Below are 19,374 nucleotides of genomic sequence, written 5' to 3'. Positions count from 1 at the left end.
ATTAGAGGTTTAACAAGCGCTCTTTCATGGCCTTTGGAACGGCATAGGGATTAACAGCCAGCTCGCCTTGATCATACTCTTGCTGCGTAGAGCTTATATCAAACGGTGTAAAGCATGATTGCTGGGCATCGAACTGTATAAGATGATAGTTCAGTTGCGTAAACAGCTGGGCAATATGCTCAAAATTGTCTGGATCATACTCAAACATCACCACAGCTTGAGCGTTTTCGATCGTCTGTCTCAAACCTTGAAGCACCAGATGATCCACACCCTCGGCATCTACTTTAATAAAAGCTGGCTTTAGCTCTAACTGGTCTAAAGGGATTACCTCTACAGTATCCTGTTCATAACGCATCATACGTCTGAACAGGGGAGGAAAGACCCGTCCCATCTCACGCTGCAGATACGCTTTATCAAGTGAGGTATAGAGTGTAATGGGCTGGCCAAGAAATACTGGAGTGGTGAAGGTCAAAGTGCCTGGTTCCGTTCCAGCAGCGACAATTTTAAAATCACAACGTGGATAACGTTGATGGATGGCATTCAGGGAGCGCTGATGATAACGGTTTGCCTCAATAGAGAGCACATTGGCCTTGGGATCTATGGCCAAAATCGATAGCGCAGAAAGCCCATTGTTGGCGCCAACATCCAGATAAAAGCCACCTTCAAGCTCTGGAATAAGCCCGATCCCCAAATAGCTCTTATCATGCGGTAGCAGCAGAGCAGGCTTATAAAAAGCAAACTTGCGTAACAGGTTCCAAGCCCAAATAAATGTGATGGGGTTCTTTTTTAGAATGACCGCAAAAAGGAATATCAGACGCTTCAAAGGAGACATAAGGGCGAACCGTTTTCTTTGCCTGCTATAGGCCAGGAGAGAATAGATTGAACACACAAATAATTAGCACTATTCACGCCAAACAAGCACAAGCCTCCAGCAGCCAACGCCGCTAAGGAATGGATATAGCCCAGGATCCATACCCCATGGCACAGCGGTTGATTGGCCATAAAGGCCCTTTCCCCCTTTTTAAGAGATACAAATATCTTAGGTTCAAGGGTTTGTCATAACAACCAGCCAAAGTCTTGAAAAGAGTGAGACACACGACTGGTTATTTTGACTATGCCGCTAAAACAGTTTGGATACAGGGAGAGCGCCTACCCTGCACTCGGTGAAGAAAACCAAGCCCCCTGCCCAACTTTTACGCTCACTTAACACACACGGTTGTAGCCTGACTCTTCCCACGGTAACCATCGATACGCAGCGATCTAAACCACAGCCACCTTAAAGCACTTAGAACAAAGTCTGCGTCACCCCATGCGGCGACTTAGGAAGAGAGCTCTAATAAATTCGTCAGCTGGTCTAAAGCTTCTAAAGCTTCATCAAAATCATAACCATCAACGGCTGTTTCAATCATCTTCAACGGCTCACTGGCCAAGCTTTGTTCAGGCAGCAGTGTTCTTAAATGTTCCACAGCATCCGTCGCTTCTGAATCATCATCTTCCAGCAGATCACGTAGCCGCTGAAGTTCAGACTGGATCACTTGTTCATCGACCGTTGACGTGCCGACATGATCGGTTGCTTGCTCAGCATCCAACGAGGCAATGGCCGTCAATACCACAGAGAGCTGATCTGAAACCTCTGTAAGATCCAGACCCGCCTGTATGTCATCCCCTTCTTTTAGTGAAGTTTCCAACTTTTCAGCCACTTGGTACAACATCTGGGCAGCAATATTTCCTGCCACACCTTTAAGTGTATGGGCCAGCCTAATGGATAAGGTTTGATCCTGTTGTGCCATAGCCTCTGTGATTTGCTCAATGGCATCTGACTGGTTCTGAGCAAACTTTTTCAATAGCTTACCGTAAGCAACTGCATTCCCCCCCATACGCTCCATACCCGCTTCGGTATCAATCCCCGCCAAAGCGATGAAGGCAGAGGGCGCTTGCACATCATCAGAATCATCTCTGACCACGCTCTCTACTGGGTGTGCAGGGGTGATCCATTTTGCCATGGTGGATAGCATTTCCCGTACATTAATGGGCTTACCAATATGGCCGTTCATCCCCGCATTCCGAGCTTTTTCCAGATCATCGGCCATAACATTAGCCGTCATGGCAATAACAGGGAGTGCATCATATTGACTCTGCTTGCGAATTTCTTGGGTTGCAGTGTAGCCATCCATAACCGGCATTTGAACATCCATTAACACACCATCAAAGACTTCACCACAGCTAAGAAGCTCCAGTGCCAAGGCACCATTTTCCGCTGTTTTGGCCGTTACCCCAGCATTGGCCAACAGAGCCAAAGCCAACTCCTGGTTCACCTCGTTATCCTCAACCAGCAGCACATGCGCCCCTCTTAAGTGCCGCTCTGCATCACTATCTTCAACGGTTCTATGTTCACTGCCTGCACCTCGGATCACACCCCGGCCAAGCACATGGCCAATGGCATCTAACAGAGAAGAAGGTGTCACGGGTTTGGATAACACAAAGGGTACATCTGCCCCTTTTTGCTCAGCAGCATGCATGGCCTCTTCACGTCCAAAGGCTGTCACCATAATGACTGCAGGGGGGGCATGCTGCACAGACTGTTGTAACTGCTTTAAACACTCAACCCCATCCATACCCGGCATCTGCCAATCCATGAGAATGATATGATAAGGAATACCCTTTTCATCCATCACCGCGGTTTCTGTTAATGCCTGGGAACCATTACTTACAACATCCACCTCCATACCAAAGCTCACAGCCATGGTGGAGAGAATCTCCCGTGCCGTTGCATTATCATCCACCACCAAAACCCTAAGCCCTGTTAGCTCTTCCTCTTTAACGATTAAACGGGGTTTGGGGTTGGCTTGGATCACAAAGCGAGCGGTAAACTGGAATGTGCTCCCCACCCCTTGCTCACTCTCAACCCACACCTCTCCACCCATCATTTCAGAGAGCCGTTTGGAAATGGTTAGGCCCAGTCCTGTGCCACCATATTTACGTGATGTTGAACTGTCTGCCTGACTGAAGGATTGAAATAGCTTGCCCTGTTGCTCGGGTGTCATACCAATACCGGTATCTCGAACAGCAAAATGGAAGAGGGCTTCTCCATGCTCAATTTCACGTACTTTGGTGGAGAGAACAATCTCTCCACGATCGGTAAACTTAACCGCATTATTACCCAAATTAATAAGAATCTGCCCCAGTCGTAGCGGGTCCCCTTCCAATGCCATTGGGGTCTCTTGGTCGGTATCAAACAGCAACTCCAAACCTTTCTCTTCTGCCTTTAAACCAACCAGATTGGCGAGATTTTCCAGGACATCCTCCAACCGGAAGGGCACTTGCTCCATATCCAGTTTACCAGCCTCAATTTTTGAAAAATCGAGAATGTCATTAATAATGCCTAAGAGAGCCTCCGCCGAGCGATGGACTTTTTCGATATAGTTTCTCTGCTTGGCATCCAGTGTTGTACGCAGTGCTAAATGGCTCATACCGATAATGGCATTCATAGGCGTACGGATTTCATGGGACATATTGGCCAAAAAGTCTGATTTTGCCTGGTTGGCCTCATCCGCCTTTTCTCGCAATTGCTCCGCAAGCTTTCTCTCTTCTTCCAGATCCAGCATCATATTGAGGCTTGCGCGCCGGGCATCCGCCAGCTCATCAATACGTCCCTTTAACTCAAGCTCCAAACGCTTACTTTCGGTCACATCCATGGTCACGCCATACATGTCTGTGGGTTTACCATCATCATCCCGCACCACATGGCCCAGGGCATGGATCCACACAACGCGACCATCTAAAGGACGTTTATAGGCAAAGGTTGCATCATAAAACGGCACCTCACCTAAAATAGCAGACTGATAATTTTTTAGTGCCTTTGCTGCCACGTCGGGGTCTGCCGCCAACAGGTTGTTGTACCACTCATTCTGAATATTATAGCGATAGTTCGGGGGTCGTGGCGGGTCACCAAACAACGCCACCGTCCGTTCAGAGGAGATGTAATGATCCGGATCATCAAAGGAGACATACCAATATCCTGATTTCGCCAGATCCAGGGCCTGATCAGACTGAAAAGCAATTCGGCGAACTTCATCCTCCATACGTTTACGTTCGGTAATATCAATCGCCCACCCCAACAGCCCATTTCCCCCTTGAAAGTGAATGGTGTAAAAGGTGGCCACCATATGGTGGATTTGACCATCACGCCCATGAAAACAGACATCAGAGTCCTGGTAAATACCACACTGGGATATGGATGCTAAGATCTCATCCCATACTTGAATATCTACAAAAACCTGGGCAGCCGCATCCCCTTCTTCCATCGCAAACGTATCGCGCATCATTTTATTGACAAAACGAAACGTGCCATCGGTAATAATCGATACCGCGACCGGGCTGGTATTAAAAATCTCTTTCAGCTGATCCCGCTCTTTTTCAAGCTCTTGGGTTCGCTGAATCACTTTATGCTCCAAACCGGCGTTGGTTTGGTCCAGCTCCTCTTTTTTTTCATGAAGCTGGTGTAAATTCTCACGAATAGAGAGACGCATTCGGTTAAAATTGTCCGATAAAATCCCCAACTCATCACCACTTTTAACCACGATATTCTGCTCTAAATTACCTTCTGAAATCTCTTTAGAAGCCTGGGTTAAAAGAACAATGGGCCGGCTGATCAGCGTGGCAAAAATGAGTGCTGTGGCCAATACCAGCAACAACCCCCCTCCCCCAACAAGCCACATCAGCCGTTGCAGTTGATAGATCGGGGCAAAAGCCTCCGACTCATCAATCTCTGCCATTAAGGCGTACCGACCAAACTCCAATTCAAGGGGAGCATAAGCCGACAGGACCGGTATGTGACGGTAGTCGAGAATAATGTTCTGGCCGGTCTGACCAAGCATGGCCTGTTTACTGGCATAGGTCTTAACATGCCCTTTATCCGGGTTGGTAAAGGAGGTGGACATGGTACGGTTCGTTGGATCTAAATAGGAATTTGAGCGCATAAGATAGTCTGCACCAACCAGGTAGGACTCACTGGTTTTACCCATACCAGAGCGATCAGACATAATCTCATTAATACGTTCAGGTGTGGTTTTAAGCACCACCACACCAAGGGTCTGCCCCAAATTAATAATGGGGGCCAGCAAAAAAGAGATGGGTTGATCTTTTGAAGGTCCATAAAGGGAGAAATCCGTTGTCACAACCTGCTCCAAGCCCTTTTTGAAACTTTGCCCCAAAAGGGTCTTTGCCAGCGGTTTTGCCAACACATTTTTGGTTAGATCAGACTCCTTGCGGACGGAGTAAACAATATCCCCTTCCAGCGTGATTAACATCAGATCGTAATGACCATTTTCGGTCATAAAATTTTTAAAGCCATCGCCAAAATCTAAACTCTCATAATAATCGTATTGTGATTGATCCAACCCCTCTTCGGTTAAGGCAGAAGAGAAGGCATCCAGCGCATTACTCATGTGGGATGTTTTGGAAAGAACACTGATATCAGAACGGTTCTCAGCAAAATAGCGCTGAATATTAATAATTTTAGTATCACGTACCGTACGTAGCTGAGCGTACGCAGCTTCAGAGAGCGCTTGCTGTGAGCGGTCTAATAAAAAAAGTGTGACCAGCGTTAAAGGAACCAAGCTAATGGCACACAACAACAGCAGAAGCCGAGTTCGAATTTTCAGAGAAGATGCCATAACCAACTACCGCCGCCCATAAGAATAGGGAACCCACGTTTTGACAGGGATGGTAGGGATACCAAAGATGTTTTCTCCTTGGTGTGTAACCATAGGTAGATCAGGAGAGGTCACATTTTTAGGTATAGGCTCGCCAATGATTGTCTTAAGTAAAACCCGCAAACCCAACGCACCAAGCAGGGGTGTATAGGGTGCTGTCATGGCTATTTTGTCCTCTTCCACAGCCTTTAATGCTTCAAAGAGGTCATCATTATTAAGAATAATCATACGCCGACCCTCTGTACGACTGTGCCAGCGTTTGGCTTCATCAACCGCAGCAACAGCCCCCATGCTCTGTTCGGCACCTGTACAAAAAATGGCATCAATGTGTGGATATTTTTCTAGAACCGCAGCCACCTGCTGTTTAGAAACCGCACGGTTACTGCTGTTATGATGGCTCTCTAAAATTTGGATATCTGGAAAATAGCTGATGACTTTTAAAAAATGCCCCGTACGCATAGAGTCTGCTGTACTGCCGTGGGGTTTGCGGATCATGACAATTTTACCCGCAACCTTGCCCGTCTCCTGGCGCAAGCGATGGACAAGATAGAGCCCTTGCTGGGCACCATTGGCTGGGAAGTTACCTGTTACCTGGGCCCGCACAGCACGGCTACCCACTAAACGATCAACAGAAACTGTGGGAATACCCGCTTTACTTGCTCGGTCAACCGGGGGTCCTGTGGGCGCCTCCTGCATCGGCCAAACAAGAATGCCATCCACCTTCTGTTCGATCAAAGCATCGATCTGAGCCGCCTGCTTATCATTATCAAACTCTGGGTCTAAAACGGTTAACGCTACATTGGGGTGTCTGTCCGCTTGCCACTGGGCAGAGTCCGCATTATTCAATAACCAGGGGTGACTTAAACCATGAATGGTATAGGCAACACGGTAGGTACGGTTAGGATCACCGATCGGACCGTCTGCCAATGGATAGAGAGAGGTAAAGGGTAGCTTGAGTTTTTGGCCACTGATGGGACCTGTAATATCTTGCCCGGTTCCAGCAACAAAGGCTTCTACCCTTTTTAGACCAGGTCGAGGATATTTTTTCATATAGATGGCGAAGGCTTCTTTTCTAAACAGGTTACTCACCTGTTTATTAGCCCGGCTTAGAGGGATTTTTTTCCAAAAATCGATGGCCTGTTGGCCCTTAAGATCCAAAGAGGAGACATACTCTAAAAAAGCCTCCCCTTGCAAACGACGTACTTTATGCCAATCAATAGTGCCTGCATACAGCAGTGTAGGAACAAGCGTAAACATCAATAAGGTGAGAGATAGTACAACCCCACGTAACATGTTTTTTTTATGGTTTTTCATTTTCTTGCACCTACTTATACCTAAGAACCGATAAACGTATACTTAAACCTATTCCGGAATTTCATAGCGCGTCTCATGACCCAACTGGGTACGCAGTTCATTGATCTCCTGTTTAAGGTTGATCATGCGTAGTTCCCGACCAATGGCGACGGCGCTGAATTTTTCCAACTCGGTTAATTTTTCTTGAATACCCTGCTCTGCAATTTTCCGTTCGGTAATATCCGTAGCAATACCCACTAGGCCAATGGGCTGGCCTTGGACATCACGAAAGGGAATTTTTCGGGTAAAATAGTGACGCATTTCACCTTCTGGGTTAGGTAGGCTCTCTTCATATTCCATCCGAACATCATCATCCAATACTTTACGATCCTGTTGATGAACGAGATCAGCCGCCTCTTTAGGTATTGGAAAGTCATAAACTGTTTTTCCAATAACATCGTCGCTCGTCACACCCAGCGCTGTTTTAAAATAGTCGTTGATCAGCACATGCTTTTCATCGCGATCCTTCATAAACACAATCGACGGAATACTATCAACCAACATGGTCATCAAATGCTGACTATCACGAATTTCCTTCTCAGCTTTCTTAAGCTCACTAATGTCATGGGCGATGCCCTCCAGCCCAACTACCTCTCCATTTTCATCATAATGGGGTACCTCTGAGACCTGCAATTGAAAGACGCGGCCATCCTTATTCTTTACTTCTACTTGATAGGCCGGAACTTTCTCACCCTGCATAACGTGCTGCGCCTTTAATTCAGCCCCCTCATTCATCGGTGCGTCGGTGAGGATTTCAGTAAAGTTTACCATGAATTCATCAGGGGTATAGCCAAGCATTTTCTCCACAGATGGGCTGACATAGGTAAAGACACCATCACGATCATGGGAGTAAAAAAAGTAACCTGAGCCAAAGCCTTCCACTAAATTTCTAAACCGGGCTTCACTCTGTTTAATGGTCAACTCAGCTTGCTTAAAGTTGGTAATATCTTGGACGGTTCCAACCATACGCCGTACGCGTCCATCTTGGTGCCAAACCACACCAGCCCCTTTAGAGACAACCCACCTGGTCTCTCCTTCCTTGGTCAGGATGCGATACTCCACTTCATAATCATCCATACGACCTTGACGGTACGCCTCACCTACTTTGAGTACCTGCTCCCGATCCTCAGGGTGTAAGGAGTCCATCCACAACTGACGGATCTGCTTAATATCTTTGGTGGCATAGCCAAAGATCTCAGAATAGCGATGGTTAACCACCGTATGACCGGTCTCCAAATCCACATCCCAAAACCCCAGGTTTCCACCCCGTAGCGCTAAATCTAAGCGCTCTTCACGCTCCTTGATCGCCTCGGCCACCTGCTTCTGTTCGGTAATGTCCTCCTGTAGAGAGATAAAATGGTCAATTTGCCCCTCCCTTAAAACCGGACTAATAGAGATGGATGCCCAGTAACGCTCTCCATTTTTTTTGCAATTCTCTACCTCACCCCGCCAAATCTGACCCTTATTAATGGTTTGCCACATCGTCTGAAAATGATCTGGTACCGTTGGTTCAGATTTTAAAATACTGGCGGTTTTTCCTTCTAATTCTGAGCACTCAAAACCAGTAACCTCAACAAACCGGGGGTTCACATACTCTATTATTCCATGGGGGTCGGTTATCATCACCATGGATGGACTGTTCTCCACAGCCAGTGAGAGCTTTTTCATCTCCCCTTCAGCTCTCTGCCGCTGTTCAATTTCCTGCCCCAAACGCCGGTTCCAAAATAACGTCATACCAATGATCAATAACAGCACGATACCAATCGGTAAAACCCAGATTAAAATGGTACGAAGATCTGTCCCAAACTGGATATTAATGGCCATCCAACTGTTTTTAATGGCGGCACGATCGCGGGCATCCAGCGTGTTCAAACCTTTATCAAGTATGCTCACCAGTTCAGGCCAATCCTTACGAACCCCCATCGCCAGGTCATAGGAATAAGGGGTCGGTGCTGCCACCCGAATTTGGTCCATTTGTCGTTTATCCAAGGTATAGGTAATAACCCCCAAATTACCTATAAAAGCATCAATCTTACCTTGCTCCAACGCCTGCAAACCCGCCAGGGTGGTATCTTGAGGAACCAGGTTCAATGTGGGGTGATCCCGCTTCAGATGTTCATGGGTAATATAGCCATTAACCACACCAACCTTCTGTTTTTCCAGGTCAGAAAGTTGATCGATAAACTGCCCATCTTTACGGGTCGCGATAATGACAGGAAAAGAGATATAAGGCTTAGTAAAGAGAAACTCTTTACGCCGTTCTTCGGTGGGTACAATGATTGGCACCACATCCAGTTTGCGCGCCTTTATCCCTTGTATCACCTGGGGCCACTTAAGATCCCACACAGGGTTGAACTGGAGATTCAGTTTGTTAGATAGAACATCCACAAAGCCTGAAGCAATACCACTGAACTGCCCATCATCATTTTGATAGCTAAAGGGTGGCCAAGCAAAATCATCCCCCATCCGTATCTCTGGGTGGGCTTTTAGCCATGCTTTTTCAGCCGTTGTCAGCTGTAGATCTTTATCATACTCATCCTCTTGGGGAGGCGTGGAAACTTGAGCCACACCAAACCACTTATCCTGAATGCGTTGGTATTCCCCTATTTCCTTAATAATTTTCAATCCATGATTGAGCTGAGCTAAAAGTGCAGAGTTTCCTTCCTGCACGGCAAACCCAAACCCCCGTCCATAGAGATCAAACTGCATACTGGTTAGCTCAACCTTAGACAGGTTCAACTCTTTAAGGGTCAACACCCCCACCAAGCGGGGCACCAGCGCCAACTCAGCGTCACCAGCGTCCAGCTTTTTTAACGCTTCAGGAATGGTTTTCACCAAAACAAGCTGATGATCAAGCTTGTTCTCCACCAGATAATCATGGGTTGCATCCCCTTGCATCACGACAATTCTCTGCCCTTTAAGATCTTCTATTCGGCTAGGCATTTTCGTGTTTTTATTCTTGAATACAGCAGCATAGGAGATGGTATGCGGGGGGGTAAAATCAAAGAGCTTATCGCGTTCTGGGGAGTATCCTACCAGGGGAAGAGCTTCAATATGCCCCTGTTCCAGAGCGGTACGTACGGTATCCCAGGGGCCCACTTGAAATTGGACCTCAAGCCCCATAACCTTTGCCACCGCTTTGAAAAGATCAACACTATAGCCGTCGGCCTCTCCTGCTTGATTGACCAAGGCGTAAGGGGGGTAATCCAACTCACTGCCGACTCGAATAACAGGGTGTTGCTTCAGCCATTGGCGCTCCTGAATGGTAAGGGCAGGAAAAAACTCTGGAGCACTCAGTCCCAACCAGCGTTTTCTAAGTTCTTGCCGCTCTTCGGAGGTCACGCTTTGCAAGGCTTTTTCTAAAATACTATGCAAGGGTTTAGGGTAGGATTTGCGGACACCAATCCTAACTTTAAACCGGTCCATATCATCAATACCCGAACGTCCGGTGATTTGTAATCCAGCCAAAGCATGTTTTTCCAAGGTATGGTTGATCACCATTTGGCTTCCGACAAATCCATCCACATTTCCATACACAACCGCTTCTAACCCTTCTAAAAAACCAGGGACAGGAACCACAGTGATATCAGGAAAATGATCACGCACAGACTGTTCGTAATAGTACCCTTTAACAATGGCCAGACGTTTACCCCGCATGTCCTCAATATTACGGATATTTTTATGCCTCTTATCAACCACAATGACCGTTGGGTTGGTGATATAATGCTCGGTAAAATCAGTAAACACTCGTCTTTCGGGTATATCCATAATGGCCGGTAAAACATCAATCTGGCCTGTTTTAAAACGCGCCAACAGTTCAGACCATTTTAGACCATTGATAAACTGTAAGCGCAGACCACTTTTTCTGGCCAATAAGCGCATAAGATCAATAGAAAAGCCGCTTGCTTTCTTCTTTTCAACAAAATCAAATGGTGGCCAATCCATTTCATTACCCACACGAATTACCGGGTTGTCTTTCAGCCACTGCTGCTCTTCATCCGTTAACTTGAGCGAACGTTTAACCTGTTCTGGGGAGGCTTTAAAAACCCAATGCCGTGGGTTTTTTATCCATATACGCTCCAGTTGTGCCTTCTGTTCAAGGCTCAGACTGCCAAGCCCTTGATCTACGTTCTCTAACAGAGTTTGCTGCTCTTTAACCACGGCCCCATACACGTTGTTTGAAAAATAAGGGGCAGGCGCAACGGTAATGGCACCGCGTAACCCAAGTTCATCGAGCAAGACCTCCATGGTGGGATCTTCACCAATCGCGGCATCGACAGCGCCAGATTTCAAGGCCTGCAAAACCCCTTGCCAACTGGAGTAAGAGACCAAAGACATTTCTGGAAACTGCTGCTTGAGCGCCGTTAACTGATAACTACTTTCCATCACCCCAACACGGCTCGCCCCAAATCGAGCGGGATCATTAGGAAGTTGATGATTACGTCTAAAGTAGAAGCTCGAATTTATTTTGTAGATAGGCTTAGAAAAAGAGAGATATTCCTTACGTTCTTTATTTAAAAAAAGGCCTGAATGAATATCCGCCTCACCCGCTTTGAGCGCTTTTAATGTGCCTGCACCATCACTCATACGAAAACGAACATCGTGCCCACTCTTTTTGGCCCATGCTCGCCAAAAATCGACGAGCAAACCTGCGGGCTCACCAAAAGAGGTCATTTTAGTTAACGGCGGATAGTCACGATCAATAGCAATGACCAGCGCTTTTCCATGATCTTGAGAACTCCAACGCCGTATAACATCCAGCCTCTCTTGGCGACTAACGCGCTTAAACCCTTCATTTAAATAGTGTAAAAGATCATTCGAACCTGCCGTAACGGCAACAAACCAATCATTGGCATACAGAAGTTGAGAAGGTGAAATGTTAAACTCATGCAAGCGGCCCGCTTTTTTAAGATGATAGATCCCCGAGGGGGTATCGGCTGCAAAAGCTTTAATTTCTCCTTGGTTTAACGCTTGGACAATGGCCTCATAACTGGCGTAGGGCACAATGGTTGCTGATGGGAACTTATCCTTTAAAAAACCTTCAACATAATCGCCACTCAAAACCCCAATACGGTAGGCTGTAATCTCAGCCATATTGGTAATGGCGGGTAAGCCTTTATGCAGAAAAATATGAGTGCTGGTACGGCTTAAAGAGCTGCCGTAATCCAGATATTGATCTCGCGTTTCGTTATAAAACAGCCCCGCGTGGGCATCGTAAGCCCCCCCCCCTACTTTTTTAAGGCTCTCATCCCAGGAAAAAGGATCGAACGCTACGGTTTGACCTGTTTTTTGAGCCCATAGGCGCCAAAGATCGATCAGTATACCGGCGGGTTTTCCTTCCTTATCTTGAAAATGAAAGGGCACACAATCTGAGCAGTAAGCGATACGGATAGGATCCTGCGAAAAGAGCTGCGCGTGATCAGGCGCTTTTTGCGTGGCATACAGGGGGACCATATGAAGAAATGGCAGGATAGCGATCAGAAAAAAGATCAACCTTATCCGTATATTAAACTGTTTTTTCTTCATCTTATTTAACTCATACCCCAAAAGAGGTCAAAATGATGATCTAAGGCGATTGGTACCGACCCCACCCTATTCATACGATCTCTTAATAAAGACAAGTAGCTAACGAATTAATTCCGCATGCTCTAAATGCCTTTTGTAAAGAAATGTTCACACACTTAGCATAACTAACCTTACGCATACCTGCTTGAAAATATTATTTCAATTTCTCTCATCAGTCATGCCAAGAATCTATAATGACGAAGGGCGAGACTAAACCAGTAAGTCCGTTTGCGACCTACCCCTCCTAAGGCCGTATTTTACGAAATCGTGACGGTGTTTGCACATAAAGCCTCAGTAAGACAAGAAAGCGAAAAAAAGCCCTCTTCCTGTGTCACGCATCTTCGGCCATTCCTAAAACACCACCTTACTTCTCTACGTTAGCCCGCTAAGATCACGACCACCTAAGCTAAACATCACGTACATTAATTTTTACAACACCATTTTGTTCAACCTCTCATCACGTTGCTAAAAGAGATCAACAAAACAAAGGTGTGACTTTTCAACGATTAAGAGTGGATGCTGCAGTCGGTACACATTTGCCTTCACAACCCTTTAACGCTTTGAGTAGTTTTACTCAGAGTAATTTTATCATTTTGTATCTCAAACTATAGAAAGTTATATTTTAGAAAAAGGATCATTGGCGGTGGATACCATTCTCTGGATACCAGTTCTCAGGGAGTATAGGACGCCTATTTAGAGAGGCACACGACGATTAAGAGGGTTCTAAGCCGTCAGAAGAAGCATTCTACCATCGGCTATATGCTACCAGAGCAAGGCGATCTGGGTTTTTAACTTTGTGCGTAAAAAACCACCCATAAAAGTATTGCCCCATCCGTAACGACCAGGTAATGGGGGGGGGATCATACACAGCCCGCTTTAACATTCTTTGAGGGCCCAGGCTAGAACTTATGTGGGGAAGGACTACAAAAGGATGCTGAACGCTCTATGTGAATAAGGTTCATTTAGCATAAACCGGTAGGGCAGAATCAGCGCTGTACTCAGAACCGTCATCTCCCCTACCCCCTCGATGACCCTAAATTCATACATATATATGATGCAGAAATGATACTTCTCCCCCATTTGAATGGAATAATTTCTGCTGCGACATACCACAAAATCAGTCATTTTTATGCTAGATAAATAGTTTCTTATATTTTAGGATACAATACATAAAAGTATCTTAAGAAATGATACGGTCAAATAATAGACGAAAAAATATGAATGATAACAACCTAAAGCTCTTTGCTTGGATTTTTTTGTCAACAATTTTAAAGACATATAGTTGATGCAAGTCAAGATGCCAGGTCTTATTCATAAATAACCAGTATGGGTGCAAGCTCAACACGACCTTTAATCTTTTCACCATCAAAATATGTTCAACTCGCTCAAAAGAGAGAGCAGTCTGTCAAACCCACAGGATGAGATGTCATGAAGCAAAAAACTGTAGATATGATGGCCAGTGTGGCTAATAGCCCCATGCTTAACCTCGTTATTGGCCTTTTTCTCTTGGCGTGTGGACTGGCTGAAACCATTCATGAACTTGAGCAGGAGTTTACCCACCCAAAAGCGCATCATGGCATGTTTGTCTTTGGCTTGATCCAGGCCTTCAAGAGCCTCTCCATGGTACTAAAAGGCATGAAGTAAGCCATATGACGAAACTCAAACCATGTATAAGAACTTGTTTTGTGTAAGTCCGTACAAAAGCACAACTGGCGAAGTTACTTTGAGTTTTCTATATTACAGCAAGGTTCTAACCATGATTTTTCAGCCCTATTTTAAAGGGATGATCCCAGGGTTATTGGTACTCTTAACCCTCATGAGCGGTTGCAAAGCCACACCATTCCCACCGACTCAAGTTGGCGGGGCAATGACGGCTGTGCATGACCCCCAATCCGCTCAGGCCAGTTGGAACACCCTGCTCTCCCAAGCCAAAACCCATAGCTATTCAGCTTCACAAAAAATGGCTTTAAAGGGGTTAAATGACCTGAAAGACGGGGAACTCGATGCGGCATCCAAAGTTTTCAACCAAGCCCTAAAGCTCGATCCAAGGTCCGCACTCATACACTACCTGAATGGTTTAACCTATCATTTACAAGGAGTTAAACAGTCAGCCACGACACTGGACTTAGCAGAACAGGGCTATAAACAGGCTTTACGGTTTGATACCAGTTTTTGGTCCGCTCATGCCATGCTCGGTGCTCTTTATAGTGAAAAAGGGCAGCACCAAAAATCTCTTTACCACACCCTGCAGGCCCTATCTTTACATGGCGACTCTTCACAACTGCTTTGGCAAGCAGCTAAAGCGGCCTATAAGACCGCCAAAGTCGATGTTGCAGCATCCATGATTGTACGATTGGAAGCCAAAGGGGACATTCAAACACCCCGTCAGATCACCAATGCAGCGATTATTATGTCCGCCGTTGGTCATCAACAAAAAGCAGCCCATTACCAAGCTAAACTTGATCGAACCGGCCCATCCGCCCCCCTTGCACAACGTGTTGACCAACGCCTTGCAGACTGGCAGTCCATCTATACGCGATACAACACAACAAGTCAGACCAAACCTGCTTCCCCCTTGGTAACAACTCCCTCCCCCGCTTTGATGCAGGTTAAATCGACCTTTATTCAACAGGTACAAGGTTTTGAAGCATCGGGTGAAGAAGATGAAGAAGAGCTTGAGGAAAGTCTGACGGATGAAGATGAGACTGAAAAATCTGTGGTCGTAGATGTCGTCATCATCCGTAGTGAAGAGACACTAAACACAGCCAAAGGCGTTAACCTTCTTAGTGGTTTGCAGATTCAGTTTGGGGATAGCGACAATTCGGTTCCCGCTTTCCGTAAACAGTCTGTACAGCAAGCTGCAGATGGCACCATTGAAAGCAGTTACTTTACCGATACCATTACCCGTGCTCTGACCATTCCTGCCATTACTTACACACTCAATATTGTTAATGCCAACAATCAACGTAATGAAATTTTAGCCAGACCGACCATCTTGGCGACCAGCGACCAGGAGTCAGAATTTTTTTCCGGCACAGAGCTCAATGCCGCTGCAGTTGCAACAGGGGCTCAAGGGGGAGAGTCCATCAGCATTGAAAAAGAGATTGGGGTAAAACTTCGAGTACTGCCACTGTTTAAAGAGAATGGTCAAATTCAGTTGCAGGTCTACGCAGAACGTACGTTCTTAAAATCACCAAGTACCGATGTTAATTTTACTTTCCGTTTAGAGACCTCAAAAACCACAGTTAATGCCAATGTGATTATGCGCTATGGTGAAACGGTTATTCTAAGTGGATTAAGTGAAAAAGAGTCGGAATCCAGCCGGGATGGCGTACCGGGCTTACAAGATATTCCCGTCATTCAGTATGCAACATCCCGTCAATTGACCAAAGAGTTTCAAAAGTCGGTACTTATTCTGCTAACCCCTCGTCCCGTTCAGTATGTCTACCAGCCCAAAGAGAACCAGCGCCGTTCAGCCCAACAAACCTATGACGGGGAAGGTGTGGCCATTGCAGCCTTAAGAGCCCGTTATAGTGATTGGTTCCGCCCCTACCCCAACTGGGCTTCCATTTTTCATCACATGCAACAAAACAGCCTTTATCGGGAGTTTCGTACAGGTGATGTTGAACTGGAACATTGGAGCAACATCAATAACCTGCAAGACCGCTTAAAACAGGCATTAACCTTTTTATGGTATTAAAAGCGACCTCTTTTAGTCATGGCGTTAAGTAGAGCACCCCAACCCGAGTAATGCTGGTTACGGTGCGGCAAGCTCTATAGAGCCAGCTGTTCACATGCGCTCTATAAACAACAAAACTGGCCTAATACTGTTATTTATGCCCTAAGGGGGCAAGGATATGTATCAAACAAACAAACATAACCTCACGGGTGCCCTACCACCTTTTGCTAAGGTCGCCTTCATAAGTGTGCTCAACGCCCTTCTCCTGCTACTGCCCTTAGCAGCCTATGCTGGTTTATGGTCAAAGCATGATGAGTCGGCTTCTGTAAAAAACACCGGCCAGACCATGATTAATAGCCAACGTATGACAGGTATGCATAAAAAGGGCTGCCACCTTTGTGATCTGAGGTATGAGAACTTCTCACGGCAGCAACTGGCAGGTACCGACTGGACAGGCTCTTTTCTTTTTGGAAGCAGCTTTGCCTGGTCTGACCTAAAAGGGGCCAATTTTAAATCGGCCATTCTAACCACTGCCCGTATGGAGTGGGCCAACTTTGACCATGCCTCCTTTAATAAAGCCAATTTAGAAGAGGCCGCTATGTTCCGCTCCACTTTTCGTGGGGCCAATCTACGCCGAGCCAACATGGCCTATGCCGACCTCTCTACCAGTGTCCTTGAAGGGGCCAACTTATTAACGGCCAATCTGCATGAAGCACGTCTGACCGGTGTGCAAGCCAAAGAGGTCAATATGCGCAATGCTGACCTTCGTGAAGCAGACCTTACAGATGCAGATCTACGCCATAGTGATTTTCAAGGTGCTTCACTCTGGAAAGCCAAGCTAAGTGGAGCCAATTTAAAAAATGCCAGTTTTGTCACGGCCCACATGCGCCATGTTGATATCTCTCAAACCTTTATTCGCCAAACCAATTTTCGCAGCGCCAAACTGCAAGGCGCCAATTTTTCAGGCTCCTCTTTGCATACCGTGAACTTTCATGGGGCAGACCTCTCGTCTGCTAATTTTCGGGGGGCTCACTTTAAGAATGTAATCTTAATCAATGCCAATCTGTGTGGTGCTATTTTACCCAATGGCACAAAGGCACCTTGTACAAAGGGAACCCATCACCGCTCCCTTGATCTGACCCCTAATGAAACAATGGGGCCGCATAATAGTGCATATAGAGAACCCCAGGTAGCCCCGTACAAAGAGCAACCCGCGGGCTCTCTTTCTAACCAAAGGCGTTCTCATCTCTGGGTCAATACCGCCCCTCAGCCGAAGGCGAACCAAACAGCGGGCACCCACACGACAAAGGGTCCTAGCACACACCCTCTACATTCAAATTCATTACCTGGCTTGGAACTTCTCGTAGGAACATCCCATGACGTTCTAGAACATTCTGTTCCGTTGCCTGATGTGGATCCTCATACTTTGACACCCCATAATAAACTGTTGGGGAATACGGCACCGGCGAACCCTCTTCATAACCATGCACAGAAACCGCCCCCTCCATCACAACCCATGAGTTTTCCTGTCATACAGGAGCAAGAGATATGAACTATTTAAGACCTTTTGCGGTTCTACTGATAAGCGCAATCGTGCTGTTCAATAGCCCTGCTACACATGCTCAATCCATGGCGGGCGACCCAAAGGTATGGGAACAGGCTGATCACGCAACCGTGGTAGAGGAAGCACAGAGTAACCAAACTCTACTTGTTGCTTTGCCTAATACAATTTTCTCTTCCCTGCGTAATGGTCATCCTGTTGGGGTTATCAGTGAAGCAACGATCCATCTTCTAAAAAAACTAGGCTACCAAGTTAAACTTATCCGCATGTCACCGGACGCCATGAAAGAAGCTCTAAAAGAGGGGAGTATTGATGTCGGAACCAGCCTACCAATCCCCTCTTCTCAGGAAGACCACTTCCTGTACAGTGCTCCTTTGATTCGTGAATACAACGTACTCATGGTGCGTAATGGCGACAGTTTTACATTAAACAGAAGATCTGATCTCTATGGTAAACGCATTGGCGCACGTAAGAATTTTCTTTACCCACTGCTTCAAGATGACCCCAACATCACCCTTATTTACCATCTAAAAGATGGTGAAAATGCACGCAAGCTCATGCTTGGTGAGTTGGATGCCATTATTGTTGGCTCGGTCTCAGATATTTTTGAATTTACGGCTGAAGGGGTTATGCGGGAGCTTGAACTGACGGTCATGAAGACAGCTGTGGGGTTTGTAGAGATCGGATCTGCTTTCTCACACAATACGTTTACCCAAACACAACGGGATGCCTTTAATCAACGGCTTGCTACATTTATGCAAAGTCCAACATGGCAACGCATTTTAGAACGCAATGGCATGCGTGATCTGATTCATCAATGGCCACTCATCCAGACCGAAACTCGTTTACCCCCCATCGGTCAAGAGCCCGAACCGTATGAACCTTAACTCATTATGGGTAAACAAGAGGGAACACCGTACTAAAGATAAACAGCTGTATGTTCTAGTCAGGTGAAACCAAAATCACACATCAATAAGTCTTCAATTGATGGTGGAGGTTGAGCAAACTCTCGGCACTTTTTCAGAACAGCACAGGCTTGCCCCATTGGATTAAAGTCTGGACTGTAGGGTGGCCATGGAAGCAATTTGTGGCCATGGGCCTCCAGTAATTCCTTAATAGGTCTTGTGCGGTAAAACGCTGCATTGTCCATCACGAGGACACTGGGTGAGTTCAGCAAGGGTAACAACATTTCCTCTAGCCAGGTCTCAACCAAGTTCCGCATTGCACGAGAAGTGGAAAACCACTAGAGCCAACCACTCACCAACCCTCTGTGCCAGAATCAAATTGGTACGATTGTGTTTTCTGCCTGGCCTTTCACCAAAGAGCTTCTTACCTCTTCTTGCCCAAGCGTGCTGCCTACATACCGCATCCTCAAAGCCACTTTCATCAAAGAAAGCCATGTTCTCTTTACCATATTCAGTCCAGCACTGACGCAGTTTATTTAGATAACCCACTCTTTTCTTGTGGTTTCATTCCGTATAGCGCATCTTTTTTTTAACGTA

The 19,374-nt window shown here is 46.3% G+C and carries 10 protein-coding genes; 4 read left to right on the top strand and 6 right to left on the bottom strand.

Features of this window, described 5'->3' with window-relative positions:
- Position 1: 1 nt before the first annotated feature.
- The 4 genes from V5T57_RS10165 to V5T57_RS10150 all read right to left on the bottom strand — a co-directional run bounded on the left by V5T57_RS10165 (position 2) and on the right by V5T57_RS10150 (position 12,593).
- On the bottom strand, positions 2 to 832 hold the full coding sequence (locus V5T57_RS10165; protein WP_332891099.1) for an FkbM family methyltransferase: 831 nt from the start codon (positions 830 to 832) through the stop codon (positions 2 to 4).
- A 487-nt stretch (positions 833 to 1,319) separates the two neighbouring features.
- Complete coding sequence (locus tag V5T57_RS10160; protein WP_332891098.1) at positions 1,320 to 5,675, bottom strand: response regulator; 4,356 nt, start codon at positions 5,673 to 5,675, stop codon at positions 1,320 to 1,322.
- A gap of 6 nt (positions 5,676 to 5,681) precedes the next feature.
- Positions 5,682 to 7,028: a sugar ABC transporter substrate-binding protein gene (locus V5T57_RS10155; RefSeq protein WP_332891097.1), complete on the bottom strand. Its 1,347-nt coding sequence runs from the start codon at positions 7,026 to 7,028 to the stop codon at positions 5,682 to 5,684.
- A gap of 48 nt (positions 7,029 to 7,076) precedes the next feature.
- The gene (locus tag V5T57_RS10150; RefSeq protein WP_332891096.1) at positions 7,077 to 12,593 is read right to left on the bottom strand and encodes a transporter substrate-binding domain-containing protein; all 5,517 of its coding nucleotides are present in this window, start codon (positions 12,591 to 12,593) and stop codon (positions 7,077 to 7,079) included.
- 1,467 nt (positions 12,594 to 14,060) lie between these two features.
- On the opposite strand from V5T57_RS10150, the gene V5T57_RS10145 reads away from it, so the two are divergent.
- From V5T57_RS10145 to V5T57_RS10130, 4 genes are all read left to right on the top strand, one after another.
- Entirely contained in the window at positions 14,061 to 14,276 is a 216-nt protein-coding gene (locus V5T57_RS10145; RefSeq protein WP_332891095.1) for a hypothetical protein, read from the top strand.
- A gap of 112 nt (positions 14,277 to 14,388) precedes the next feature.
- Complete coding sequence (locus tag V5T57_RS10140; protein WP_332891094.1) at positions 14,389 to 16,332, top strand: secretin GspD/PilQ domain-containing protein; 1,944 nt, start codon at positions 14,389 to 14,391, stop codon at positions 16,330 to 16,332.
- Positions 16,333 to 16,489: 157 nt separating this feature from the next.
- Positions 16,490 to 17,863 carry a pentapeptide repeat-containing protein gene (locus tag V5T57_RS10135; protein ID WP_332891093.1) on the top strand — a complete coding sequence of 458 codons (1,374 nt, stop codon included), beginning with the start codon at positions 16,490 to 16,492 and terminating at the stop codon, positions 17,861 to 17,863.
- Positions 17,860 to 18,759: a substrate-binding periplasmic protein gene (locus V5T57_RS10130; RefSeq protein WP_332891092.1), complete on the top strand. Its 900-nt coding sequence runs from the start codon at positions 17,860 to 17,862 to the stop codon at positions 18,757 to 18,759. The genes V5T57_RS10135 and V5T57_RS10130 overlap by 4 nt, the downstream gene beginning before the upstream one ends.
- A 59-nt stretch (positions 18,760 to 18,818) precedes the next feature.
- Here the strand turns inward: V5T57_RS10130 and V5T57_RS20935 are convergent, their stop codons facing one another.
- Positions 18,819 to 19,094, bottom strand: coding sequence for a transposase (locus tag V5T57_RS20935; protein ID WP_442918198.1), 276 nt, complete (start codon positions 19,092 to 19,094; stop codon positions 18,819 to 18,821).
- The gene (locus V5T57_RS20930) at positions 19,078 to 19,272 is read right to left on the bottom strand and encodes a transposase (protein ID WP_442918197.1); all 195 of its coding nucleotides are present in this window, start codon (positions 19,270 to 19,272) and stop codon (positions 19,078 to 19,080) included. Before V5T57_RS20930 ends, V5T57_RS20935 begins: the two co-directional genes overlap by 17 nt.
- Between the last annotated feature and the right edge of the window lie 102 nt (positions 19,273 to 19,374).

Origin of the sequence: Magnetococcus sp. PR-3, from assembly GCF_036689865.1 — a bacterium.
Classification (GTDB): domain Bacteria; phylum Pseudomonadota; class Magnetococcia; order Magnetococcales; family Magnetococcaceae; genus Magnetococcus.
This window is presented reverse-complemented; position numbering and strand designations above follow the sequence as displayed.

What these genes read in the sequence shown, in the direction of transcription:
- V5T57_RS10165 (WP_332891099.1), bottom strand. Translation starts at nt 832, where the DNA reads ATGTCTCCTTTGAAGCGTCTGATATTCCTTTTTGCGGTCATTCTAAAA.
- V5T57_RS10160 (WP_332891098.1), bottom strand. Translation starts at nt 5,675, where the DNA reads ATGGCATCTTCTCTGAAAATTCGAACTCGGCTTCTGCTGTTGTTGTGT.
- V5T57_RS10155 (WP_332891097.1), bottom strand. Translation starts at nt 7,028, where the DNA reads ATGAAAAACCATAAAAAAAACATGTTACGTGGGGTTGTACTATCTCTC.
- V5T57_RS10150 (WP_332891096.1), bottom strand. Translation starts at nt 12,593, where the DNA reads ATGAAGAAAAAACAGTTTAATATACGGATAAGGTTGATCTTTTTTCTG.
- V5T57_RS10145 (WP_332891095.1), top strand. Translation starts at nt 14,061, where the DNA reads ATGAAGCAAAAAACTGTAGATATGATGGCCAGTGTGGCTAATAGCCCC.
- V5T57_RS10140 (WP_332891094.1), top strand. Translation starts at nt 14,389, where the DNA reads ATGATTTTTCAGCCCTATTTTAAAGGGATGATCCCAGGGTTATTGGTA.
- V5T57_RS10135 (WP_332891093.1), top strand. Translation starts at nt 16,490, where the DNA reads ATGTATCAAACAAACAAACATAACCTCACGGGTGCCCTACCACCTTTT.
- V5T57_RS10130 (WP_332891092.1), top strand. Translation starts at nt 17,860, where the DNA reads ATGAACTATTTAAGACCTTTTGCGGTTCTACTGATAAGCGCAATCGTG.
- V5T57_RS20935 (WP_442918198.1), bottom strand. Translation starts at nt 19,094, where the DNA reads ATGCGGAACTTGGTTGAGACCTGGCTAGAGGAAATGTTGTTACCCTTG.
- V5T57_RS20930 (WP_442918197.1), bottom strand. Translation starts at nt 19,272, where the DNA reads ATGGCTTTCTTTGATGAAAGTGGCTTTGAGGATGCGGTATGTAGGCAG.